This window comes from Ramlibacter algicola (assembly GCF_016641735.1).
Taxonomy (GTDB): Bacteria; Pseudomonadota; Gammaproteobacteria; order Burkholderiales; family Burkholderiaceae_C; genus Ramlibacter; species Ramlibacter algicola.
Map to the genome: position 1 here is coordinate 1,807,377 of NZ_JAEDAO010000001.1, position 22,806 is coordinate 1,830,182.

A 22,806-nucleotide genomic window follows, 5' to 3' on the forward strand; every position below is an offset into this window, starting at 1 on the left:
GGCAAACTCAGACGGTCGCCCGTTTCAGGGATTGCACCGGTCGACCGCCGTGCAGCGCCAGCAGCGCGCGCAACGCCGCCAGCAGCTCCTGTGCGTCGGTGCCGTCACGCGGCACGATGGCCTGCGCCACGCGCACCGGCAGCACCTGCGCCACCGGCTGGTTCTGCACCGGCATCAAGCAGCGCGCGACTACGCGTTGGCCCATGCAGGCTGCTTCGTCAGGCCGTAGCGGACCTTCGACCAACATGCCGAACCGCGTATCGCCCAGGCGCGCCACCGTGTCGGGATCGCGCGCGATCGACAAAAGCCGGCCCGCCAGGTGCAGGGCGAGCTGGTGGTGCTGCGTAGCGCCCCAATTCATGCGCGCCTGCACTTCGTCCTCGAGGTCGACCAGCAACAGGACGCTCGCGTAGCCCATGCGCCGCGCACGGGCGACCATCTCCTGCAGCCGCGTCTCGAAGACCCGCGCGTTCGGCAGCCCTGTGGCGGGATCGGTGTGGTACAGCCCGAGCAGGCGCCGGCCGTGCTCTCGGCGGTCCTGGTTGCGCAGCAGCAGGATGCCCAGCAGCGCGGGCAACTCGAGGGCGATGGCGATCGGCATCGAATTCACCGTCAGCGCGCTCACCGGGATCAGTCCCGCCGTTCCCGCCAGCGGCAGCATGGCCGTCAGGGCCACGGGCAGCAGCGCATAGAGCATCCAGCGCGCGTGCCGGTCGCCGCGCTGTGCGGCCCACACCAGGATGGTGGCTCCGGCGACGCAGGCCACCGCCACGACGGGCACCTGCAGCCGGAATCGCCAGGACGGCTCGACGAGCGCGACGCCGATCGCGGTCGCAATCCCCGCAACGCAGAGTCCGAGCACCAGCCAGTTCAACCCCTTATGCCGGTCCGCCAGGGAGACCGCCGACGCGATGAACCACAGGAAGGCGGTTCCAGCGAGCACCGGCAGCAGCAGCGACGAGACATCGTTCCACCACGGTGAATGCGGCCACAACAGCAAGCCGCCGACGCCGGTGGCGGCCGCTTGCGCCAGCGCCATCGCAGTGACGGCCACGAAATAGCGCACATACGTCATGTCGTGCAGCACGACGCCGCTGATGGCGGCCACGAGCGCCGCCAGGCCCGCCAGCCCGAAGTAGATGCCCAGCAGCAGCGTCGTCCGCTGTTCCCTGATGCCGGTCAGCTGCCGGTGCACGAGCTCCATCCGCGCGCTGAACGTGTGCGGGTTCTCGATCTTCAGCAGGTAGCTGCGCGGCGCATCCGGGCTGACCGCGACCGGCAGCAGCGGATAACGGTGCGGCACCGGCCACTGCGCGACGGGCACCGTGTCGCCGGCCTGCGCCACTTGGACTGCGCCCTCGGCGGTCACTTCGAACAGCGTCGCGAGGTTGACGGAGGGGTACTCGATCTGCAGCAGCCAGCCTTCACCCTGGAGTGGTGGGACCTTGAAGCGGAACCAGAGAGCCTGCCCGGTGGTCAGGCGATGGATCCCGCCCTTGGGCGAGAGTTGCCAGGCAATCGCATCGTTGCGCGCGACGTCCGCGGCCGTCCACCGGCCCTGCTGGTCCATGGCCCATTGCGCCGCGCCATCGAGCGGGAACACGTTGCGGTCCTCCTGCGGCGCAAGCTGCTGCGCCAGGGCGAAGGTGCACAGGAGGAGTCCGGCGGCGGCGACTGCGAGACGCGCCAGGAAGCGAAGCACTGGGTGGGAATCGGAGTGGAGCGGCCCTGCCATTGTGGACCAGTGGCTGGGCGGGGTCGCGCCTGCACATGAAGGCGCTGGTCGAAGCGCGACTCTTCAAGGACACGAAATCGGAAGCACGTTGATCGAAGTAGCTGTCGATGCGTGCCGGTGCACGTCGCCGCGCGGCTACATCGGCCTGAACACTAGCCAGAACGCGATCGGGTTCTATCGGCGCCTGGGCTTCCGGGACGTGTTCGATGCGCCACCACCCCGATAAGGGCGTCCGGTTCCAATTGGATTTCCGAGGTCTGCTTCCGGCCAAAACCGGACATGACCGTGTCAGGGTGACACGCGATTTCAATCCAATGGATTCAGCCGGGCGCGTCAGGGGCGCTGCCGACCCCGGCGGCCGCATCGATGGCCTGACGTGCGGCGCGGCCTGAGGAGGCAGTCGCGCCTTCTGCCGTCCTGCGCCGCGCGCCTTCGCCACGCGTTGCTTTGCACGATGGACGCCTGGCCAGGCTTTTACCGCGGTTACGGCTGTCACCCCACCTGCTCAGCACGTCTGCAAGTCGGCGCGATTTATGAGTGTGCGATGGGGGCGACGATCTCTGCCAGCACGGCCACGTCCGCAGGCTTTACCAAGTGGTGCTGGAAGCCCGAAGCCTTCGAGATCACGCGATCGTGTGGCTGGCCATAGCCAGTGAGCGCCACAAACGTGGAGTTCCGCGCTGCTGCTTGCTCACGCAGTCGCTGCGCCAATTCGTAGCCAGTCATGTCCGGCAAGCCGATGTCGAGAATGAACGCATCCCAGGGAGTCGTGGCTTGTGCCGCCTGCCGGAGGGCGCCGTGAGCATCATGAGCGAGCGTCACGGAGTGCCCCATCAACTCCAACAGATCGCGCAGCGTCTCGGCCGCATCGACGTTGTCGTCGACCACGAAAATGCGGGCCGCACCAGCTCTGGGGTTGACCGCCGGCTCCGGGGCGACAGGGTGCACTGGCGCCAGCGGCAACTCGACGCGGAACGTGCTTCCCTTGTGCAGGCCCGGGCTGTTGGCGCGCACTTCGCCTCCATGCAGCTGCACTAGGGTGCGGACCAGCGCCAAGCCGATTCCGAGCCCGCCCTGGCTGCGGTCGGGGGTGCGTTCGGCCTGCGTGAACAACTCGAACACATGAAGGATCATGTCGGCCGCGATTCCCACTCCGTTGTCGGTGACAGTGAGCACCGCACGGCCGCCTTCGGGGGCAAGCGCCACCTCGATGACACCGCCTTGCGGCGTGTACTTGGCCGCGTTGTTCAGCAAGTTGGCAACGATCTGAACCAGCCGGTGAAAGTCCCCCCGCACGGTGCAGGTGCCGGCTCCAAGACGAGTGCGCAATTCATGGTCGCGTGACTGCACGAGCGGCTTGACCTGCTCCACTGCCGCAGACACGACAGTGCGCATGTCCACAGCGTGCAGCTCCAGCTGAACCAATCCTCGCGTGACGCGCGAAACGTCCAAGAGGTCGTCCACCAGTTTCGTCAGATGACTGACCTGCCGTGAGATCACCTTGCTGGCCTCGTCGACGCGCTGCGGCTCGCCACGTGCAAGCTTCAACACTTGTGCGGCGGTGCTGATCGGTGCCAGCGGGTTGCGCAGCTCGTGGGCGAGCATGGCGAGAAATTCGTCTTTGCGGCGATCGGACAGGCGCAATGTCTCGAGCATCTGGTCGCGTTCCGCCTCTACGCGCCGCCGTTCCTCGACGTCGAGCAGCACTCCCGGAAAGCGAACCGGGTGACCCTGGTCGTCCATTTCAGCGCGCCCGCTCGCCTCGACCCAGCAATAGGCGCCATTCCGCAGCACGCGGTACTGGCAGCGGTACGGGCCGCCCAGCTGCAGGACGCGTTCCAATTCCTGCCTCACCCGTGGCGCATCCTCGGGATGGATCGCGGCAAATGCGTAACTTATTGGGGCGCCGGTTCGCAGTGTCGCGGGATCGAGGCCGAAACAAAGGGCGAAGCGTTCGTCAGCGACGAAACGGTCTTCCGGAATGCTCCAGACCCATGTGCCGACGATGGCGCCCGCGTCCAGTGCCAACTGCACGCGCTCGAATGACGCCGTGAGTTCCTCCTGAAGCTGACGCCGCTCTGTGACATCCTGGAAGACTGCGGCAATGCCGTCGGCCACCGGGAACGCCCGGACTTCGAACCAGCGTTCACGGCCGTCCGTGAAGCGGTACAAGTGTTCCAACGACTGCGCGCGGCGCTCGGCAGCGACTTGCCGGTACATGTGGCCCACCGAGCCCTCCCGCGTGCCAGGGAACAGCTCCCAGTGATTGCGGCCGATGAGCACTTCACGCGGCAACTGCACCATCCTCATCGTCGCCTGATTCACCTCCAAGAGGTTGAACTCGCTGTCGAAGAGCACGAAGCCCTCTTCCATGTTCTCGAGCACGCCCCGATGCCGAGACTCGCTCTCGCTGAGGCGGCGCTCGGCTAGGATTTGCGCCGTGATCTCGTTGCAGGCGCAGTAGAACCCGCCGATCTCACCAGACTCGGCACGCAGAGGCGCGTAGAAGAAGGAGAAGTGCGCTTCTTCGCGATACCCTCGGCGCTCCATCCACAACTCGATGTCATCCATCTGGACCGGCTCGCCACCATAGGCGGCGTGCACGATCGGCGCCAGCGACTCGCGGATCTCGTGCCAGACATCAAGGAAGTCGCGGGTGAGCGCTGCCGGGTGCTTGCTCGCAAGGATCGTGGCATAGGCATCGTTGTAGAGCAGGCAGCGGGATTCCCCCCAGACGATGAACATGGGCTGGTTCGAAGCCAGCATGATCGGCGCCAGCGTCTTCAACGCCGCGTCCCATTCTTGGGGCGCACCGAGGGCCGTGGCCTCCCAATCCGTCGTTCGCAGGCGCTGGGCCATCGGCGTCGTCGCCGCAAAAAGGTATGGAGTTCTCTTCATCTACGCCTACTCAGGATGAGAAGCATGGTACCCCCTGGGATCCGCTTATCTTGCTGCGCTGGTCAGGCCCCCTCGCTCTGACGAGTAGAGCTGCATCGCGATGCATCCGAGGTGCTCGCGGCCCCCTCGTGCGTAGGCTGGGTATGCACCACGTCTGGCGCGCTGAACTAGGCAGCAGGTGATTGGTGCGTCAGGTCTTGACGCGGGCCCGATCGGCGCATGCCACGCGCGAGCAGCCAGGCGCCGCCGACGAGTGCGCCGGTCATGAGACCGGCCATCCCGCCCGAGGGCTGCAGCAGCCGGTTGAAGTACTGGACTGGATTCGGGCGGTGGTCGATCGTGCGTCTTTGGCTATCGCTGGACGGTTCTACAGGTTGCCAGTGCTGCCGGACGAAGGCTCGCCGCGCCACTGGCGTCGCACGAGTGCGGGCGCGCGGGCATCCATCAGTGCAGGCACCAGTGCGGACGCGACACCATTGAACGCCGCGCCACCCCCAATCTCCACGTCGCCGCGGGTGGACCACGGCTTCCAGGATGTCGCGGCGGCATCGTGCCGGTCGTACAGCAACCAGTCGTGGCGCTTCCAGCGGGGATGCACGACGTGCTCGATCAGGGGAGTCGCGATGCAGGCGGGCTTCACCAGTACGACGGCCACGCGCGAGCCGTGACTACCAATTTCGCCCCTGAAAGGGCCTGCAGCGTGCCGCCTGGCTTGGGTTGCAGGGGGTAGGTGACCCGTTCAGCGACGGGCTTCGAATGGGATGCGCCTGCGAGCTCCCCGGGATGTCAGCTTGCTCCTACGTCGGGTTGCGCTCTACGCTGATAAGCTAACGAAGGCTTCCGATTTGGCGCGCTCCAACGTCCGTCAAGCCAAAGGAGCTCTCCTTGATTGACGCTACTCACTCGACACTATTGCTCCGGCCAGCGGCAGGCGACCACAGGGTCCGCATCTACGATCACGATGAAAGACTGGTCGAGGAAGTCGCGGATTTCCTGGATGAAGCGTTGCGGGGCGGAGGACTCGCGATCGCAATTGCGACTCCTCCGCATCGGGCAGAACTGTCGCGCCGTTTAAGTGGATTCTCAGGCGTGCTTGGAAAGTCGGAGACTGCCTGGTACACGGGCAGCCTGATCCTGCTCGACGCGGATGAGACCATGGCGCGCTTCATGAAAAACGGCGAGCCGGACGCTGCCATGTTCGAGGCCACCATAGGCCCTTTGCTCGCGCAAGTACCCGGCGGAAAGGCACTGCACGCGTTCGGAGAGATGGTTGCCGTGCTGTGCGAGCGGGACAACTACGAAGGCGCGTTGCGCCTCGAGAGCCTCTGGAACGACATCGCGCGACGGCACCAGTTCGTCTTGTTTTGCGGGTACGCGCAGGACCTCTTCACGTCGTCGCGCGGTGCATCAGCCTACCAGCACGTCTGTGCGGCGCACACCAGTGTGCTCAGCATTTATCGAACCCTGCCTCGTTCGTCGGACGCGGCGTCGCGCATCGCAGCCGGCAATCTGGAGTCGCTGCAGTTCGAGGTGCAGCGGCGCCGGGAGGCGGAGGTCACGCTGCGCAAGCGCGAGCGAGAGCTCGCGGAATTTCTGGACAACGCCAGCGAGGGCATTCACAAGGTCGCTGCAGACGGCACTGTGCTGTACGCCAACCGCGCAGAGTTGTCCATGCTCGGCTATGAGTGGCATGAGTATGTCGGGCACCACATCGCCAAGTTCTACGTCGATGGGCGGCAGGCCATGTCCATCCTCAGTCGCCTCGCCAGTGGCGAAGTCTTGCGTGATGAACCAGCCACGCTACTGTGCAAGGATGGCAGCACACGGTCCGTCCTCATCTACTCGAACGGCTACTTCGAGGAAGGACAACTGCGTTACACCCGATGCTTCACGCGCGACATCAGTCAGCAGGTGCTGGCGCACCGTGAGCTCGAACAGACTCTTGCGGACCGGGAGCGGCTCCTGAACGAACTGCAGAAGGCTGACCGCGCAAAAGACGAGTTCCTCGCTTTACTCGGACACGAGCTACGGAACCCTTTGGCGCCGATTGCGACGGCGTTGCAGCTGATGCAGGTCCGCGCTGACGGGGAGACGGAACGCGAGCGGGCAATCATCCAGCGCCAAGTCGATCACCTGATACGCCTGGTCGACGATCTGGTCGATATCTCGCGGATCACTCGCGGCAAGGTGGAACTGAAACGCAGCTCGGTACGGATCCACTCCTTGTTGGAGCGAGCCGTCGAACAAGTCACCCCGCTGGTCCAACAACGTGGACACAGGCTCGAGGTCGAAGCAGACCAGGATCTCGTGTGCGACGGTGACTTCGTGCGGCTCGCGCAGATCGTTGCCAACCTGCTGTCGAACGCAGCACGCTACACGGACGCCGGAGGTCTCATCCAGCTTTCCGCACGCGCTGCAGGTCCGGACAGGATCTCGATCCACGTGAAGGACAACGGGCGAGGTATGTCGCCGGAGTTGATGGAGCGGCTGTTCGAACCCTTTGTCCAGGGTCCGCGAGGCATCGATCGCGCAGAGGGCGGACTGGGCATCGGCCTTGCTCTTGTGCGCAGCCTCGTGGAGCTGCACGGGGGCACTGTGCGCGCGGAAAGCGACGGACCTGCCAAGGGCAGTGAGTTCACGGTCTTGTTGCCGCGAAGCCAGCCCTCAGCGCCGGCCGCGCTTGACTCTGCTCCCGACGAGCACCGGACAGCGCCGATCTCCCTTCGCATCCTCTTGGTCGATGACAATGCGGACGCCGTCGAGACGCTGGGTGAGCTTCTCGCCATGGAAGGGCACGAAGTGGTGACGTTCACGAATCCCACGACAGCCCTTGCCAACCTGGCGGATTACCGCCCGCACGTCGCCATCTTGGACATCGGGCTACCCGAGATGGATGGCTACGAACTGGGCCAGCGCGTGCGGCGATTGGCCGGCGACGGGTGTCTACTCATCGCGCTCACTGGCTACGGTCAGGAGGCAGACAAAGCGCGCAGTCGTGCTGCGCGTTTCGATCATCACCTCGTGAAGCCTGTCAAGTACCCAGAACTGCTGGCCGTCCTTCCGTGCCCTGGGGGCGCTCACGGGCGCTCTCGTCCCGGCGAGGGCAGTACTAGCTAGTTAACTCGCGCTCTCATGGAACCGCAAGCAAGGTCACGAGACAGATTTGTGAGCGCCGTCCAAGCTGAACACAGTGCACTTGACACTATGCGACGGTGCCCTCGGGAAAGTGCGGAGTACGAGGACGCTTGGCGGCGGTGGCAGTCTGCAATCGCGGAGGTGCAAGCGTCGGTTGAGGAACTCCTAGCCCTGGAAGAAGCCGTCGATAGGGCGGGCCGCGTTCATGCGGGTAAACGGCATGACATGCCGGGATGACGCGGACGCGACTGAAGATCTGCTGCATCGGCAGCGCCGAGAAAGCGCAGCTCGCCATGCGTGCAGGAGTGGACGCGCTCGGCCTGGGGCTCGATGCCGAGCGGCCCTGGGGTGATCGAAGACGGATTGATCCGCGACATCGTCCGCGAGGTGCCCGCGGGCGTGTCTTCGTTCCTCCTTACGCAGGAACGCCGCGCCGAAAGCATCGCGACCACGCTGCTGCGGCGTGTCGACGGTGCAAGTGGTCGACCACGCGAGGTCGCCCGCCTACGCGGGATGCTCCCCTACCTTCGTGTGGTGCAGGTCGTGCACGTGGAAGGCGCGGATGCGCTGGACCTGCTCAGGGCCTACGAGCCGCACGTCCGAGCCTTCCTGCTCGATTCCGGCAGCCCGAAGGCTCCCATCCGTTTGCTCGGTGGCACAGGGCGTGTGCACGACGTCAGCCCCCTTTTCGTCCGTCAGTCCCGTCGACCGGTGTTCCTGGCCGGCGGACTTCATGCAGGGACGCGGTTCGGCGCGTGCGCCCCTTCGGGCTCCATATTTGCTCTGGGGTGCGGACAGAGGGGCTCTCGACGCAGACAAGCTGCGCAGCTACGTGGATGCCGTTCTCGTGGCAGACATGTATACGAGCGCTGCGGTCATTTTGTGACTGGCGCGCCCTCTCCATTGAAGGCGACCACTGGCGACTCACCGCGAGGTCGGGGAAGCCGATGCCTCTAGGCTCCGAGGGGCGAATCCACCAATGAGTTCACGAGCAGCGTGATCGCCTGCTCGGCCGCTGCGACGCTATCCTTGAGGTTGAGCCCGAAGTAGGTGCGGTAGTAGTTCCAGCTCGTGGCCGAAAGCAGGTAGCGGATGTTGGCAGCGGTCAGGGCGCGTTCCCCCTCAGTGCGCCCCGGAGCGAAGGCGTCGACGAGGCGCCTCACGGCCAACCAGGGCTCTTGGGCTGTCGTTTCGCGAATGCGGTCGAACAGTTCGGAATGGAGCGCCGCCCGGGTGAGCGTCGCGTGCGCGTCGTAGGCCCGGTAGAGCGCGCGAGGCACAGAGGGCAGATCCGCCGCTGACTTCGGCAGCTCGGGCAGTTCCAGACGCAGCGACACTTCGATGGACAAAGCGTCAAGGAATTCCTCACGACTGCAGAGATGACGGAACGCTGTGCGTTCGGCGACCCCGGCGCGCCGCGCGACGGCGCGGATCGTCAGTTCGGCCCAGGGACCCTCCTGCAGCTGCGCGACCGCAGCGTCGAGCAGGATGCGACGCGTGAGCGCGCTCTGCCGATCCTTGAGCGTTCCCTGCGCGGCGTGCGGCGCCGCCGGCGCCGATTCCCCGCTTGTCAGGAAACTTGCCATGGTGTCATAGTGTATGCCACGTTCTCACCGATGGAAACGGAGGTCCGCATGTCAAGCGAGCACATGATCGTGAAGCAGGGCGAGGGTGAAAGCCTCGCCGTCATGGGGGCCGGGGTCCGGTTCCTGTGCACGGCGGACAGGACGCGGCACAAGTGGTCCCTGATGGAAGTGAGCCTGCCCGAGGGCGCAGGGCCGCCGCCGCACCACCATGCGTGGGACGAGGCGTACTACGTCGTCGAGGGCGAAGCAAACTTCTCACTTGCGGGCGAATCCCGGCGCGTGCGAGCCGGGGATTTCCTGTATGCGCCGGCCGGCACCGTGCATGGCTTTTCGGGAGCTTCGCCGCGACCGGCACGCATTCTCATCTTCGATGCGCCCGCGCACGCGGAATCCTTCTTCCGCGACGTCGACCAGCAAGTGAAATCGCCGACGGACCTGGGAAAGGTGCCTGGCATCGGCGCGAAGCACGGGATCCACTTCCTGCCGCCGGGCTCGCCGCCGGCCTAATCCGCTGCGGAACGCGGCTGGCCTCGAAGGTGAAGGCAGCGTAGTTTGCCGATCCGGGTTGTGCTGCGAAGCAGCAGTTGCCGGCGGCATTCGCCGCGTACTACCGTTCTTTCAAGGTGTGTTGAACGACCAGAGTGGCTAGGGTGCGAGCCATCTACCTCGATGCCACAGCAGACGTGCTTCGCCGGCAGCCGCTCCCGGCCAATAGCGGCCTTGCGGGGACTGTCGAGGTCGTGAGCCGAAACGCCGGCGGCCAGGATCTGTGGTGGGTCTAGAAGATGTGCTCCGCGGAGGCCGGCGGAACGATCCAGCGATGCATGCGCTCCTCGTACACGGAAACCGTCGGAACCGGAAAACCAGGATCAGCGAACGCGCCTACGGGAATGCAGACCTGGTCGGGCATGGCCAGCGGCTCGTAGTACACGGTCGCTCCACAGTGCGGACAGAAGTGGAACCGCGCACCGGGCCCTTCGTCACCAGCCTGCACGTACTCGGACGCCACACCCGAAGGCGCGACGTTGGCTCGGGGGAACCTGGCTTGGTTGCTGAAGGCACTCCCTGTGCGTCGCTGGCACCCCAGACAGTGACAGATGGAGATCCGAGTTGGCTCGCCGACAACTCGAGCAGTGAGCTGGCCGCAACTGCATGAAGCAAGCCTGACGATCATGGTGTCTTCTGCGGCAACGAGTCGACCGGCACGCGCCGGTTCTGCGCCGGCGGCATTATGAAGTCACGACATGGACCCATGCGCTTCCTGGAGCCTCGACGCCGCTTCGCCTGCAGGCGCAGCTCAAGTGCCCGCTCCCCGCAAGCTGCCATCGAGGACGCGGGCTGGTCGCTACTCCAGCGAACGGTTGTTAGGCCGCCCTTATCCGCGGAGCGCACGCAGGCCCTGGAGCCCTGCGCCTGTTAGGGGACGCTGCATTCCGCTGGCTTCGGTCCATGTCTGCTTTCCACGCCGCCGCGTCCAACCAGATTGTCCGCTTCCGGCCGGAAGCTGACCTCAGGCCTACGGCCCTGGCCTCCTCACTGCGGATTTGAATCGCCAGCACGTTCGTCCCATGCATTTCGCATCTGAGCTGGGTCGAGTTCTTCCAGCACCTCCTCGATGCGCGGATTCGTATGGTCCGTGTTCAGTCGAACCAGCAGGCACTCGTGGCGGCTCAGAGGCCTGACATACCGCACAAAGTCGACGCACCTGAATGACGGGTCGTCAGGATCAATCACCCCGTAGCGAAATTCGTAATCGTTACGACTTTTGAACTCCGTGGAGACAATGCGGATCTTGATCTGCTGCCCTCTACCGACACGCAGCCCCGATCTGTTTTCTGATCGGACCACTTCTTCGCGGTCTGACTGACAGACAGCGGCTTGTTGAAGGGCATTCCCGCCGACTGCTTGGCCAGTTTGTCGGCGGCGCGATTGTGGGCGCTCGTCTTATGACCTTTCACCCACCTGACCTCAACACGTATCGGAAACGAGTGGACGATTTTCCGAAGGCGCTTATTGTCCCCTCAAGCTCAAGTCCGACACAGACGTAGCGGGGCGACTCCGCGCACACGTCCGTTTCGACCCGAAGCAATAGCGCCGGGGATGACCGCTCACGGCCAAGAGCCGACAAGGGTCACGCAACGGACAGCAGGCGACCGTTCGCGCCGGAAGTAGCCCGGCGCTTGCGAGAAGTCGTGAACCTTGCTGCGGTGATGCCGTCTCATCGAGTCTATGAGGGCAGCGCCATCAAGAATCGTTGCGCGGGTTCTTGAGAATCGAGAGCCAAGTTTGCTGCGGAACAGAGCTTGGCGAAAAGGCGTCGCGCAACTTCGGTTTGTCGTTCTTGAGCTGTGCGGGATTCAGTGCACCGTTTGGGCTGCGGCGCCCGCTATGTGGATACGGCACCGGGCGCCCCGTCTTTAGTGATCGACACGGTGCGCCGGCCTCAGCGCCGCACTTTGGACAAGATCCATCCGTTGATCGACGCGAATCGATGGGCGCCACCTTGTCTTGATGAGGCACTTTCCGCCGGCACCCAAAAATAGCGAGGGTGAGACTTAGCGCCATCGCCAATAAGGAGGAGCCCGGGTCCGGCGCGCGGCGGTGGTGATTGCAGGCCCGGTGTTGCCGTCCGCTTTCTGCCAGCCCCGCGAGCCGCTTCTTGCAAAAGTGGGAATGTGGTCGCCTGCGCCATCAGTGAAGAATTGCGGGCCTGCAGTGAGTCGACTAGCACCTGAGCAGCCACCGGGAAGAGCGACGCGTCAGCCTGACAGATCGTGCATTGCGCCAAGCAACGCGTGGTCAAGACTCGGGGGGCAGTGAGGCAGAACGCGCACTGCCCTCGCGCGAACAGGATGTGCTGCTGCACCGCCTGATTGAGCGACTTTGAGGGAATCCGGGGGCTGCTGGCTGAGGAGGCTGCGCTGTTGGGCGACTTCGGTGGCCTCGGTCCAAGCCTGCTCGCGCATTTTGCGCGGGGCCAGCTCTACTACGCGATGCGACGACGATCCCACACCCGTTTGGACCCTCCCGAGCGGCGGTCGGCTTTGGGCGCGTCCGCGGGAAGATTGCGCAGCACCTGCCTGGCGTTCGCAGTCAGCTTGTCCAGGCAGTGCTCGAACACCTGGAGCTCACCGTCTTCGAGCACCGACAGGAGGCGGACGTTGACTTCAGTCAGCAGTGGAAATAACCGGGCGTAGAGAAGGCGCCCCTCGGCCGTCGCACAAACGGTCGCCCGCCGCCCATCTCCCGAGTCGGCCGAACGGGTCACCAGGTGCTTCTCCACAAGGCTGGCCAGAGTGCGCGAGGCGCGCGCCCGCTCCATGAGAACGTTTTCCGCCAACGCCGTCGGGCTGCTTGTCCCATGCTCCACCAGCGCCGCCAACAGGCGCCACTCCTGGCGCGCGAGGCCGAACTGGCCTTCGCAGATGCGCAATGCGGGCGCGCCGCCGAGCACCTGCAGCTGCTTGATCCTGTAGTTGACCAAGTCGTCGTGGGTCCGCGGCGTCCTCAGGCTCATGCGCAACTCCGGTAGTGCGTGTTTAGAACAATTATGTCGATCGCATCTAGATTGGGCCGCATCGCCAGGAGACCGACATGCTTACTCGCCGTTCATTGATCCTTGCTGCCTGCCTCGTCCAGCAGGGCGTCCGGGCTGCAGGCTTTCCCGAGAGGCCCATCAAGGTGCTGCACGGATTTCCGCCGGGCGGCCCGCCTGACGCCGCTCTCCGCCTGCTGGCGAGGGCGGTCGAACCGCAGCTTCAGCAGCCATTGGTCATTCATAACCAGCCCGGGGCCGCAGGCATGATCGCCGCAGAGGCGGTCGCACGCGCTGCGCCGGACGGCTACACGCTTCTGTTCGGCGTGGCCGCGAACCTGGCGACCGGGCCAGCGATTCGCGAGCGGCCGCCTTACGCGCCTGCCGATTTCAGCCCCATCGCGCAAGTGGCTCGCGGCCCGTATGCGTGGCTCATCCGCGCAGACAACCCCGCGCGAACGATGCGCGACTTCGTTGCGTGGGTGCAATCGCGGCCCGGCAAGGTGGCCTACGCGTCGCCCGGCGTGGGCAGCATGCATCACCTCGCGACGCTGCAGCTGCAACGTGAAACGGGCATGGAGATGCTGCACGTCCCCTATGCCACCTCGCGCATGTACGACGGCATCCTCTCGGGCCAGGTCGAAGCGATGTTCGAGTCCTTGCCGAGCCCGTTGCCGCACCTCAAGGCGAGGACGTTGCGAGCGCTCGCCGTCAGCGGCCCGCAGCGCCTGACCCTGCTGCCTGATGTGCCGACGTTGCAGGAAGAAGGAATCTCGCTGCTGGCCAGTTCATGGTGGGGCTTCGTTGGACCCAAGGCACTTCCGGGATCGAAGGTCGACCTGCTCAATACCGCCATCAATCGTGCACTGGACGACCCGCAGGTCCGATCGTCTCTGGCTGGGATGGGCATCGAGCCCGCAGCCGGCACCCCGCGCGAGTTCGGCGATTTCATCTGGTCGGAGTACGGCCGCTGGCGCGACCTCGTGCGCAGCAGCGGCCTGCAACTCCAATGAGGAGGTTGAATGTCGTCTACATCGTCGCGGACGACCTCGGCTACGCCGACCTAGGCTGCTATGGCGCGCGCCCGTCCGCGACCGGACTGGTCTCTCCAGTGTTGGACCGGCTGGCGTCCGGCGGCTTGCGCTTCACGCAGGGGTACGCGAACTCGCCGGTGTGTTCGCCCACGCGCTTTGCCTTGATGACGATGCGTTACCAGTACCGGTTGCGCGGCGCCGCGGAAGAGCCGATCACCGGGACGGCCCGCGATAGCGACTGTCTCGGTCTGCCCCCGGAACATCCGACGTTGCCTTCGTTGCTGCGCGACGCCGGCTGGCGGACGGCGCTAGTTGGCAAGTGGCACTTGGGATACCCGCCCCGCTTCGGGCCAACGCGCGCCGGCTACGAGGAGTTCTTCGGTTCGATCTCCGGTGCGGTGGACTACTTCACGCACTGCGACACGGATGGCGTGCATGACCTGTTCCGCAACAGGCAGGAACACGTTGAGGACGGCTACCTGACAGATCTCCTGTCGCACCGGGCAGTGGACTACATCCGCCGCATGGCCATGCAGGATGCCCCGTTCTTCCTGAGCCTTCACTACACCGCCCCGCATTGGCCTTGGGAGACCCGCGAAGACCGACACCGGTCCGCTCGGCTCCATGGTGCACTTGCCGATTTGCAGGGCGGGAGCGTAAGGACCTACCAGCGAATGATCACTCAGATGGATGAAGGGATCGGCGCAGTCGCCGCAGAACTGGACGCGCACGGGATGCTGCAGGACACGTTGATCCTGTTCACCAGCGACAACGGTGGCGAGCGTTACTCCGACACCTGGCCGCTGGTGGGCGGGAAGATGGACCTGACGGAAGGCGGGATCCGCGTACCGTGGATCGCGCATTGGCCCCGCGTGGTTCCACCTGGCAGCGTCTCCGGCCAACTGTGCATGACCATGGACTTTTCAGCGACCGTGTTGGCGGAAGCGGGTGTTCCCCCGGACGCCGGTTACGCGCCGGATGGCGTGTCGCTTTCCCCGATCCTGCGTGACCCTATGCACTGCTTTCCGCGGACCTTGTATTGGCGGACCAAGGAGCGCGGGCAACGCGCTATTCGCGAGGGCCGATGGAAGTACCTGCGCGTTGACGGCCGTGATTACCTGTTTGACTTAGCGGTCGACGAGCGCGAGCGTGCCAACCTTGTCCAAGAGCAGCCTGCCAAGCTTGCGGAGATGTGCTCCCAATGGGAAGCGTGGAATCGAACGATGCCTGAGATCCCGCCAGACGCCGGTGTCAGGCTGCCGTATTCCCTTGCGGATATGCCGTCGCGCTGAGCACACATCCTGCTTCATGGACGCGAATGTCCGCTTCCGGCCAGAAGCGGACGACAATGCGCCCATGAGGTGGCCACTACGTGGGATGACGGTGGGCTCAGCGATGCTGGTCGCAGCGATCGCCCATGCTCAAGCCCCTTGCCCACGAGCCGCTGCCACTGATACGCAGCCCTGGATCCACAATCTGCGTGTGCTGGAGTCATTTGAATTGGCGCAGCCAGCGCCAGTGTTTGTCGGCGACTTCGAGGATGCGAACGCCACCTACCGGCTGCACCTTGTGCGCGACCAAATTGGATTCTTCGGCGCACTGTCTTATCCGGTGCTCGAATCAGATTCGCCGACGGCGGTCTTGCGGAACGTCAGTTGGGATCCGCAGACGGGAGTTCTGGAATTTGTGGCGGCGCCCTCTGGCCAAGATGTGCGCATGAAGGGTGTCCTGAGCCAGTCAGAGTTCCACGTCAGCGAGGTTGGTGGCCGGGCTACCGTGGAACTTGAACTCGTCAAACTGAGAGAAGGATCCTCCCTCGCCTGGCGAAGCCGGGACCAGTTCGAATGCGCCATGCGACTAGGGCGCAGAAACTAGCGACTTACAAAGGTCAGCCGATGGCCGCTTCCGGCCCGAAGCAGACATCAACCAAAGAGCCGTGCGGCGCACTGCCGGTGCGTGCCGGTCAACTCCGACGCTAGACCGTACGAGGACGCGCAGTGGCTGCACCTGGAGGGCCTGATGATGAAACGTGGAAGCGTATGAGCCCTCGAGCTCGAAGCCTCTACTGGATCTTCATCGCTGCAATCTTCGGCCTCATCGGATACGGGTGGCTTCAGGCATGGCTCAGGTGATCCTGATGAAGTTCGGCCGACGTTCCTCGCGCCACATCATGGCCATTGCGCTTGGGTGCATGTTCGGTGCTTTCTTAGGACTTGCGATCTACGCAGCGCTGTTCTTCGGTCCGCTTATTCGCTCTCCCATCACAACGCTCTGGCTGGTTCCGGGGTTTGCTCTAGCTGGGGGCGTGGTGGGATGGTTGTACGTTTGGAGTTTGCTTCACCCGGCTGGAGGCGGTGCGAAGGATGGGAATGCGGTCTAACAGGTCGTTAGACACGGACACGCACCATCAGTGCGCCGCAAGGCGTGTGGACAAGCCTACGCCGTGCGGCGCACTGCCGGCGCGTGCCGGTCAACTCCGACGTTTGTCCCGCTGGCTTCTGCTGCCGACCAGGTGCACACGGTTGTGCCGGCCCGAATGTTCGCTTCTGGCCGCAACCAGACATGCGTCGCGTGGTGCATGCTCCATCAGTGCACCTCGACTACCTGCTGTTCGACTCGACTGACGAGCCGGGCGGCTCCTGCAGCTTCGACGCGTTGGCGTCCGTCCTCCCGGCGCGCATGCCGGCGCTTTGCGAGGAGATTGCAGCGGTGCTGGGGTGGGCGCATCGCAGCTTCGGTGCACCATCGGCGTTCGAAGACGCGGACGGTTGGGACTTCCACTTGCAGGGAAGTGGCGAGCACGACGAGCCGCTGCAGATGGACTATGACTTTGCCCGGAATCGGGTGGTCATGCCACCACCTCGCGGCCGCGTCACCATTGCGCTGACCGTCAGCGGATCGCCCGCCTTTGCCTCCGCCTTCAGCGAGGCTTTCGCGGAACCCTAGGGAACGTCCCGCTGCGCCGGGCCGTCGTAGGTCCAGGTGTACTGGCGCGGGATCGGTCCCTTGTTCCTGCCACCTTGCTGCGACTGCTCCCAGGCATGCGCCAGGATGCCCACCGACCGCGAGAGGCAGAAGAGCCCTCGGGCCAGGGGCGCGGGAAAGCCCAGTTCCGCATAGATCACCGCCGTCGCGCCGTCGATGTTCATCGGGATGCGCCGGCCCCCCTTGCGGGCTGCGAGCTCCGCTTCCACGCCGCGTGCGATGCGCGCATACCGGCCGCTGACCTCGCCGGCCTGTGCGGCTTCGTCCACGAGTTCGAGCAAGCGCGGTGCGCGCGGGTCGACGGGATGGAAGCGATGGCCGAAGCCGGCGACGAACTTGCCGCGGGTCGCGATCGCTTCGTCCAGCCCGCTGCGGACGGCCTCCTCGAACGCCATCCCACGATCCATGTGTGCGGCGATGGACTCGTACAGTTCCACCGCCTGCTCGCCGGCGCCGCCATGCACGTCCCCCAGCACGTTGACCGCCGATCCCATCGCGTTGTTGAGATCGACGCCGCAGGTCGTGGCCATGCGCGCGATGGCGATGCTGGGCGCCTGGGGACCGTGATCGACCGCGGCGACCAGCGCTGCATCGAGCAGCAAGGCCTGCCGGTCGGTCGGCAGGTCCCCGCGGGTCATGAGCCAGATCATGTGCGGCAGGCTGACCCGGCCGATCAGTTGCTCGATCGGATAGCCGCGGTAGCGGATCACCCCGGGCGCCATGTCGATGATCGACGTGCGCCACCAGTCCCGAACGCCCTGTTCGACGCCGGCGTGCTCTTCGCTTCTCATACGACTTCCTTGTCCTGGAGGGATTGCACGGCCGCCGCGTCGTAGCCCAGTTCGGCCAGGATCGCGGCGGTGTGCTCGCCCAGGCGTGGCGGAGGCGATTCCACCGTGGGTGCTTCTCCGTTGACCTTGAACCCCGTGCGCACGACCCGCACGTCCCTGCCCACGCCCGGCACGTCGGGGAAGGTCGCGATCATTCCGCGCCCGGCGACCTGCGGATGCGCGAGGGCCTGCGGCACCGTGTACACCGGACCGGCGGGCACGCCGACCTGGTTGAAGCGCTGCCACCAGGCCTCGGTGGAATCCGCGGCGAGTGCCTCGTCGAGCAGCGCCTTGAGTTCGCCGCGGTGCTGCAGGCGGGCATGCCGGTCGGCGAAGCGCGGATCGGTGATCCACGCCGCGCGCCCGACGACGCGGCAGACCGCCTCGAACTGCTCCTGCTTGTTCGCGGCGACGTTGATCAGGCCGTCGCCGGTTCGGAACGTGCCCGATGGACTCGCGGTCACGTTGTCGTTGCCCATCGGCTTCGGTTCGCGATCGGCCACCAGGTAATTGGAGACCGCCCAACCCATCGTGGCCATGGTGGCCTCGAGCATCGACACGTCCAGGAACACGGCTTCCGCCCGATCGTGGTCGGCCAGCGCTGCAGCGATGGCGAACGCGGCGGTCATCCCGCCGATCGTGTCGGCCACCGGGTAGCCGACGCGCAGGGGTGCCGACCCTGCATCGCCGGTAATGCTCATGACGCCGGCCATGCCCTGGATGATCTGGTCGTAGGCGGGCAGGTCGCGCAGCGGTCCTTCCTGCCCGAAGCCGGAGATCGCGCAGTACACCAGCTTCGGGTTCTCCTGGCGGAGGACGTCAAAGCCGACACCGAGCCGGTCCATGACGCCGGGCCGGAAGTTCTCGACCACGACATCGGCACTGCGGACCAGGCGCTTGAAGACGTCCTTGCCCTCGTCGCTCTTCAGGTTGAGCGTCAGGGAGCGCTTCCCCGGGTTCTGGGCGAGGAAGGACACGCCCATGTGGGCGCGATTGAGGTCGGCATCCGCGCCGAGCTGCCGCGCGAGGTCACCGCCGTTGCGCGATTCCACCTTGATCACGTCGGCGCCCATGTGCGCCAGCTGGTGGCAGGCGAAGGGACCGGCGAGGACGTTGGTGAGGTCCAGGACGCGCACGCCCTGCAGCGGCTTGATGGCCTTGGTCATGTGTCTTCAGGAGAGGCGGGGGAACGGGCGGGAAGCCTTCATTCTATGCTATAGAATGAAGTTCCAAAAATGAACCTGTGATGCCGAGAAAGCCCATCGAGCCTTCGATTGCCGACGAGAACTCCGCGCCCGGAGGCGTCGCGGCGGTGGATCGCGCGCTCAGCGTGCTGGGGGCGTTTCGCAGCGGGGACCGCACGCTCACCCTGACCGAACTCGCCGAGCGGAGCCGGCTGTACAAGAGCACCGTGCTGCGCCTGCTGGCATCTCTGGAGCACGCCCGCCTGGTCGTGCGCCAAGGTGACGGCGTCTATGCGCTCGGGCCGGAGGTGGCGCGCCTGCACGCCGTGTTCACGGGCTCGTTCTCGCTGGAGGCGGAGGTCGTTCCCGCCTTGCGCGCGCTGGTGGCGCGTACGCAGGAAAGCGCGGCATTCCACGTGCGGCAGGGCGAGCAGAGGCTCTGCCTGTACCGGGTGGACTCCCCGCATGTCGTCCGCGACCACACCCGGGCAGGCGACCTGTTGCCGCTGGACCGCGGTGCGGGCGGGCGCGTCCTGCGCGCGTTCGAAGGCGCCAAGGGCGCCGCGCATGAGAGGACCCGCCAGCAGGGCTACGTGGACATCGACAGCGACCGTGTCCCGGATCTGTCGGGCATTTCGGCGCCGGTGTTCGGCGCCGATGGGCGGCTCGTCGGGGCACTCACGCTGACGATGCCGACCTCGAGGAAACGCCCGGGGTTCGTGGACGACGTCCGGGGCGCGGCGCGGCAACTCACGGTGCGACTCGGCGGCTCGCCGCGCTGACACCGGCTGACCAAACTTGTTTTGACCTGAAGGAGATGGACACATGAAACGATGGGTGAATCGCGCGGGACTGGTGGCTGTCCTGCTCACCGCGACGGCGGCGTACGCGCAAGCCTGGCCAACCAAGACGGTGAAGATCAACGTGCCCTATGCGGCAGGCGGCCCTGCGGACATCACCGCTCGCGAGATCGCCCTGAAGCTGGGCGCCGAAATCGGGCAGCCGGTGGTCGTCGAGAACAACGGCGGCGCCATGGGCGTCCCGTCGCTGACGGCGGTTGCCCGCTCCGATCCGGACGGCCACACGCTGTGGATGCCCGCGCTGGGCAATGCAGTGCTCCAGCCGCTGCTGAGCAAGCAGGGCGGGGCGGACTTGCTGTCGAAGCTGCGGCCCGTGGGCATGGTGACCACCAGCCCGCACGTGCTGGTGGTGTCCAGCAAGCTGCCCGTCAAGAGCGTCGCGGAACTGGTCGCGTACGCCAAGGCCCACCCGGGCCAGGTGAGCTTCGCCTCGGCCGGCGTGGGTGGCACCGCGCACCTGGGCGCGGAAATGTTCAAGAGCCTGTCGGGCGCCGAGACGATCCACGTCCCCTACAAGGGAAGTTCCGCGGCGGTGAACGACCTGGTCTCGGGCCGCGTGAGTGCGATGTTCAGCAGCCTGCCCTCGTTGCAGGCGGTGGTGGACAAGGGCTATGTCCGGCTGCTCGCCGCCACGGCCCCGAGCAAGTCGCCCGCGACGCGATCGCTGCCGCTGATGTCGGCCACGCTGCCGGGCTTCGAGTACTCGTCCTGGTACGCGATGTACGTTCCCGCGGCGACGCCCGACCCGGTCGTCATGAAGATCAACGCAGCCTTGCAGAAGGTGCTGAAGGACCCGGCCGTGATCGAGAAGATCGACCCGCACGGCATGGAGACCCTCCCATCGACGCCCGACGAAGTGCTCCAGTACGTCAAGAAGGACACGGAGAAGTGGGGCCAGATCATCCGCAAGGCCAACATCTCGCTGGAATGACCTGGGAGCGAGCGGCCCTGTTCGTGGGGCCGCAGGCGCAGTGACGCGGCGGCGCAGGTGCCTGCGCTGCGCTACGTGCCGGATCCGGCGGCGGTGTTCCGGTCGTCTTATGCCTGCTGATTGGATTCCGGGCTAAGGTGCCGCATGGATCCGCGCACCGCCCCACCACCCGACGCCTATCTCGGCGAGCTCATCGAACGCTTCCTTCCGCTGCGTGACGGAGAGATCTCCGGCCCCACGGAGACGCTGGAGGACGGTGAAGCCGAACGCTTCGGTATCGCCATGGCCACGGTGGACGGGCAGGTGTTCTCCGCCGGGGACGACGCCAAGGAGTTCGCCATCCAGTCGATCTCCAAGCCCTTCCTGTACGGCCTGGCGCTGGATCGCCTATCGCGCCAGGAGGTGCACCGCAAAGTGAGCGTCGAGCCGACCACCGAGGCCTTCAACTCGCTCACCGAGCTGGAGGAGGACCACCTCCCGTACAACCCCATGATCAATTCGGGCGCCATCGCCATCTCCGCGATGCTGCACCACGCCGACCCGCAGCAGGCCGACGGCTGGATGATGGACATGTTCGGCGACTACCTCGGGCGTCCCGCGCGCCTGCATCCGCGTGCGACCGATTCGACGGCAACGGCGCACCGCAACCGCGCCATCGCCCACCTGCTGCGGCACTTCGACGTCATCGGCGACGACATCGACGGCGCGATGCGCATGTACAACCGCCAGTGCGTGGTCACCGCCGACGTGCGCGAACTGGCAGGCATGGCCGCCACGTTGGCCAATGGCGGCGTGCACCCGCGCACGGGGCGCCGCGCGATCCGCCGGGAGCACGTGCGCGACGTGCTGACGCTCATGTTCACCTGCGGCATGTACGACACGTCCGGCAACTGGGCCTACACCGTGGGCCTGCCGGCCAAGAGCGGCGTGGGCGGCGGCATCCTGGCCGTGGTGCCCGGTCGCATGGGCCTGGCCGTCTACTCGCCGCGGCTCGATTCGCACGGACACAGCGTGCGCGGCCTGGCCGTGCTGAAGGACTGGTCCTGCGAATGGGACCTGGGCATCTTCGGCGGCAGCGGCGCCGCGGGCGAGATCACTGCCGTGGGGCTGGACGGGGACGACGCGAAGGACAGTTGAGCGGCGGCGCGAAGTTGCGGCCTTACACCGTTCGGGTTACGCGCAGATCCGTACGGGGGATAACTAAACACGAGCCTAGGCGAGAGCTCGTCCGTCAGCCACAGTCCTGTATCGCGTCAGTGGCTGCCTCTCCATGCAAGAACCTTCACCCAAGCTGCTCGACTCTCTGCGGGAGCGCGTGGCATCCTCCCGTGCGGCTGCGGCGCAGCCCCCCGAGAATGCACTTCTCCTCGAGCAGCTGTCCGATCGGCTGCTGGCGGACTTCCCGGCCGCCTGGCGAGAGGTCTTCCTCGGCGGCGGCCAGGCATCGGTCCGGTTCCGGCAACAGCCCGTCGCGCTGCTTTGCTGCGATCCGTCGAAGTCCGAGTGGTCGAACCAGGACCTGGCGGCCTTGGCCGCACGGTGTGGCGGCGAGTTCGAGCCGTGCCGCGAGACAGCGGTCTTCCGTTTCATGGATGCCGAGCCCGCGCTGGCCACGGCGGTGCTGCTGCAACGTGCATCCAGCGAGCGTGTCCAGGCCGCGATCCTGACCCGCACCACGACAGTGGCGACGTTCGACCTGTTCGGGGAGCAGCGCAGCCTGGCGGTGGGCAGCCCACTGGAGGATGCCCTGGCGTTCATGCGCAAGTCGTCCCCGGGCAGCATCAAGGTTTGCGCGCAAACGTACAACGCGCTCGGCAGTGCCATGGACCATGGCGCGAAAGGCGCCATCGTCACCACCGAATTCGTCGGCGACGAGGTCACTTCCGCCTTCGTCACGCTGCCGCCGAACCGCCAGTCCGAGGTCAGCACGTTCGCCGGGCTCGGGCTGATGTGAGCCGGCCTGGGAGTCGCCTCAGGGGTTCACGACCGGGACAAATCGCCGCCTTCGTGCCGGAAACCGGCGTGTGCATGTGCCTGTTCGAGGCCGAGTCGGCCGCGGACGTGGAGCAGGTGAACCGGGAGGCGAACGTGCC

General features: G+C 65.8%; 20 protein-coding genes. 10 read left to right on the top strand and 10 right to left on the bottom strand.

Annotated elements, in window-relative coordinates:
- Nucleotides 1-7: 7 nt before the first annotated feature.
- The 3 genes from I8E28_RS08820 to I8E28_RS08835 all read right to left on the bottom strand — a co-directional run bounded on the left by I8E28_RS08820 (nucleotide 8) and on the right by I8E28_RS08835 (nucleotide 5,288).
- On the bottom strand, nucleotides 8-1,702 hold the full coding sequence (locus tag I8E28_RS08820) for a 7TM diverse intracellular signaling domain-containing protein (RefSeq protein WP_200787614.1): 1,695 nt from the start codon (nucleotides 1,700-1,702) through the stop codon (nucleotides 8-10).
- Nucleotides 1,703-2,266: 564 nt separating this feature from the next.
- Nucleotides 2,267-4,594 (bottom strand): hybrid sensor histidine kinase/response regulator, encoded by a 2,328-nt coding sequence (locus I8E28_RS08830; protein ID WP_200787616.1) that lies wholly within the window; start codon nucleotides 4,592-4,594, stop codon nucleotides 2,267-2,269.
- Between the two features lie 406 nt (nucleotides 4,595-5,000).
- Complete coding sequence (locus I8E28_RS08835) at nucleotides 5,001-5,288, bottom strand: hypothetical protein (RefSeq protein ID WP_200787617.1); 288 nt, start codon at nucleotides 5,286-5,288, stop codon at nucleotides 5,001-5,003.
- Between the two features lie 230 nt (nucleotides 5,289-5,518).
- Between I8E28_RS08835 and I8E28_RS08840 the strand changes: the two genes are divergently transcribed.
- Complete coding sequence (locus I8E28_RS08840) at nucleotides 5,519-7,750, top strand: hybrid sensor histidine kinase/response regulator (RefSeq protein ID WP_239027211.1); 2,232 nt, start codon at nucleotides 5,519-5,521, stop codon at nucleotides 7,748-7,750.
- Between the two features lie 971 nt (nucleotides 7,751-8,721).
- Here the strand turns inward: I8E28_RS08840 and I8E28_RS08845 are convergent.
- Nucleotides 8,722-9,354, bottom strand: coding sequence for a TetR/AcrR family transcriptional regulator (locus I8E28_RS08845; RefSeq protein WP_200787618.1), 633 nt, complete (start codon nucleotides 9,352-9,354; stop codon nucleotides 8,722-8,724).
- 9 nt (nucleotides 9,355-9,363) lie between these two features.
- Here I8E28_RS08845 and I8E28_RS08850 point away from each other — a divergent pair, with 9 nt between their 5' ends.
- Nucleotides 9,364-9,861: a cupin domain-containing protein gene (locus I8E28_RS08850; RefSeq protein ID WP_200787619.1), complete on the top strand. Its 498-nt coding sequence runs from the start codon at nucleotides 9,364-9,366 to the stop codon at nucleotides 9,859-9,861.
- A gap of 271 nt (nucleotides 9,862-10,132) precedes the next feature.
- Here I8E28_RS08850 and I8E28_RS08855 read toward each other — a convergent pair whose 3' ends face one another.
- From I8E28_RS08855 to I8E28_RS08865, 4 genes are all read right to left on the bottom strand, one after another.
- Nucleotides 10,133-10,528 (bottom strand): GFA family protein, encoded by a 396-nt coding sequence (locus I8E28_RS08855; protein ID WP_200787620.1) that lies wholly within the window; start codon nucleotides 10,526-10,528, stop codon nucleotides 10,133-10,135.
- A gap of 556 nt (nucleotides 10,529-11,084) precedes the next feature.
- A complete protein-coding gene (locus I8E28_RS20995; protein ID WP_200790345.1) occupies nucleotides 11,085-11,351 on the bottom strand; it encodes an RNase H family protein in 267 nt (88 codons plus the stop codon).
- Between the two features lie 247 nt (nucleotides 11,352-11,598).
- Nucleotides 11,599-11,919: a zinc finger domain-containing protein gene (locus I8E28_RS21000; RefSeq protein ID WP_420850212.1), complete on the bottom strand. Its 321-nt coding sequence runs from the start codon at nucleotides 11,917-11,919 to the stop codon at nucleotides 11,599-11,601.
- A 421-nt stretch (nucleotides 11,920-12,340) separates the two neighbouring features.
- Nucleotides 12,341-12,871, bottom strand: coding sequence for a MarR family winged helix-turn-helix transcriptional regulator (locus I8E28_RS08865; RefSeq protein WP_200787621.1), 531 nt, complete (start codon nucleotides 12,869-12,871; stop codon nucleotides 12,341-12,343).
- A gap of 77 nt (nucleotides 12,872-12,948) precedes the next feature.
- On the opposite strand from I8E28_RS08865, the gene I8E28_RS08870 reads away from it, so the two are divergent.
- From I8E28_RS08870 to I8E28_RS08885, 4 genes are all read left to right on the top strand, one after another.
- Nucleotides 12,949-13,902: a Bug family tripartite tricarboxylate transporter substrate binding protein gene (locus I8E28_RS08870; protein WP_200787622.1), complete on the top strand. Its 954-nt coding sequence runs from the start codon at nucleotides 12,949-12,951 to the stop codon at nucleotides 13,900-13,902.
- Nucleotides 13,899-15,215 (top strand): sulfatase family protein, encoded by a 1,317-nt coding sequence (locus I8E28_RS08875; protein ID WP_200787623.1) that lies wholly within the window; start codon nucleotides 13,899-13,901, stop codon nucleotides 15,213-15,215. Before I8E28_RS08870 ends, I8E28_RS08875 begins: the two co-directional genes overlap by 4 nt.
- Before the next feature lie 85 nt (nucleotides 15,216-15,300).
- Entirely contained in the window at nucleotides 15,301-15,798 is a 498-nt protein-coding gene (locus I8E28_RS08880) for a hypothetical protein (RefSeq protein ID WP_200787624.1), read from the top strand.
- A 714-nt stretch (nucleotides 15,799-16,512) separates the two neighbouring features.
- Nucleotides 16,513-16,869 carry a hypothetical protein gene (locus I8E28_RS08885; RefSeq protein ID WP_200787625.1) on the top strand — a complete coding sequence of 119 codons (357 nt, stop codon included), beginning with the start codon at nucleotides 16,513-16,515 and terminating at the stop codon, nucleotides 16,867-16,869.
- Here I8E28_RS08885 and I8E28_RS08890 read toward each other — a convergent pair.
- Together I8E28_RS08890 and I8E28_RS08895 are read right to left on the bottom strand one after the other, a co-directional pair.
- Nucleotides 16,866-17,699 carry a citryl-CoA lyase gene (locus I8E28_RS08890; protein WP_200787626.1) on the bottom strand — a complete coding sequence of 278 codons (834 nt, stop codon included), beginning with the start codon at nucleotides 17,697-17,699 and terminating at the stop codon, nucleotides 16,866-16,868. The two genes, I8E28_RS08885 and I8E28_RS08890, sit on opposite strands and share 4 nt — an antisense overlap.
- On the bottom strand, nucleotides 17,696-18,904 hold the full coding sequence (locus I8E28_RS08895) for a CaiB/BaiF CoA transferase family protein (RefSeq protein WP_200787627.1): 1,209 nt from the start codon (nucleotides 18,902-18,904) through the stop codon (nucleotides 17,696-17,698). The genes I8E28_RS08890 and I8E28_RS08895 overlap by 4 nt, the downstream gene beginning before the upstream one ends.
- Before the next feature lie 80 nt (nucleotides 18,905-18,984).
- Between I8E28_RS08895 and I8E28_RS08900 the strand changes: the two genes are divergently transcribed.
- From I8E28_RS08900 to I8E28_RS08915, 4 genes are all read left to right on the top strand, one after another.
- The gene (locus I8E28_RS08900; protein ID WP_200787628.1) at nucleotides 18,985-19,704 is read left to right on the top strand and encodes an IclR family transcriptional regulator; all 720 of its coding nucleotides are present in this window, start codon (nucleotides 18,985-18,987) and stop codon (nucleotides 19,702-19,704) included.
- 43 nt (nucleotides 19,705-19,747) lie between these two features.
- Nucleotides 19,748-20,713, top strand: a complete 966-nt coding sequence (locus tag I8E28_RS08905) for a Bug family tripartite tricarboxylate transporter substrate binding protein (RefSeq protein WP_200787629.1) — start codon at nucleotides 19,748-19,750, stop codon at nucleotides 20,711-20,713.
- A 144-nt stretch (nucleotides 20,714-20,857) separates the two neighbouring features.
- Entirely contained in the window at nucleotides 20,858-21,850 is a 993-nt protein-coding gene (gene glsA, locus I8E28_RS08910) for a glutaminase A (protein ID WP_200787630.1), read from the top strand.
- Nucleotides 21,851-21,983: 133 nt separating this feature from the next.
- Nucleotides 21,984-22,667 carry a hypothetical protein gene (locus tag I8E28_RS08915; protein WP_200787631.1) on the top strand — a complete coding sequence of 228 codons (684 nt, stop codon included), beginning with the start codon at nucleotides 21,984-21,986 and terminating at the stop codon, nucleotides 22,665-22,667.
- Nucleotides 22,668-22,806 lie beyond the last annotated feature (139 nt).

Coding starts and splice junctions, on each gene's coding strand:
- I8E28_RS08905 (WP_200787629.1), top strand. CDS start 19,748: ATGAAACGATGGGTGAATCGCGCGGGACTGGTGGCTGTCCTGCTCACC.
- I8E28_RS08900 (WP_200787628.1), top strand. CDS start 18,985: ATGCCGAGAAAGCCCATCGAGCCTTCGATTGCCGACGAGAACTCCGCG.
- I8E28_RS08865 (WP_200787621.1), bottom strand. CDS start 12,871: ATGAGCCTGAGGACGCCGCGGACCCACGACGACTTGGTCAACTACAGG.
- I8E28_RS08845 (WP_200787618.1), bottom strand. CDS start 9,354: ATGGCAAGTTTCCTGACAAGCGGGGAATCGGCGCCGGCGGCGCCGCAC.
- glsA (WP_200787630.1), top strand. CDS start 20,858: ATGGATCCGCGCACCGCCCCACCACCCGACGCCTATCTCGGCGAGCTC.
- I8E28_RS08855 (WP_200787620.1), bottom strand. CDS start 10,528: ATGATCGTCAGGCTTGCTTCATGCAGTTGCGGCCAGCTCACTGCTCGA.
- I8E28_RS08875 (WP_200787623.1), top strand. CDS start 13,899: ATGAGGAGGTTGAATGTCGTCTACATCGTCGCGGACGACCTCGGCTAC.
- I8E28_RS08880 (WP_200787624.1), top strand. CDS start 15,301: ATGACGGTGGGCTCAGCGATGCTGGTCGCAGCGATCGCCCATGCTCAA.
- I8E28_RS08830 (WP_200787616.1), bottom strand. CDS start 4,594: ATGGCCCAGCGCCTGCGAACGACGGATTGGGAGGCCACGGCCCTCGGT.
- I8E28_RS08890 (WP_200787626.1), bottom strand. CDS start 17,699: ATGAGAAGCGAAGAGCACGCCGGCGTCGAACAGGGCGTTCGGGACTGG.
- I8E28_RS08915 (WP_200787631.1), top strand. CDS start 21,984: ATGCAAGAACCTTCACCCAAGCTGCTCGACTCTCTGCGGGAGCGCGTG.
- I8E28_RS08870 (WP_200787622.1), top strand. CDS start 12,949: ATGCTTACTCGCCGTTCATTGATCCTTGCTGCCTGCCTCGTCCAGCAG.
- I8E28_RS21000 (WP_420850212.1), bottom strand. CDS start 11,919: ATGGCGCTAAGTCTCACCCTCGCTATTTTTGGGTGCCGGCGGAAAGTG.
- I8E28_RS08895 (WP_200787627.1), bottom strand. CDS start 18,904: ATGACCAAGGCCATCAAGCCGCTGCAGGGCGTGCGCGTCCTGGACCTC.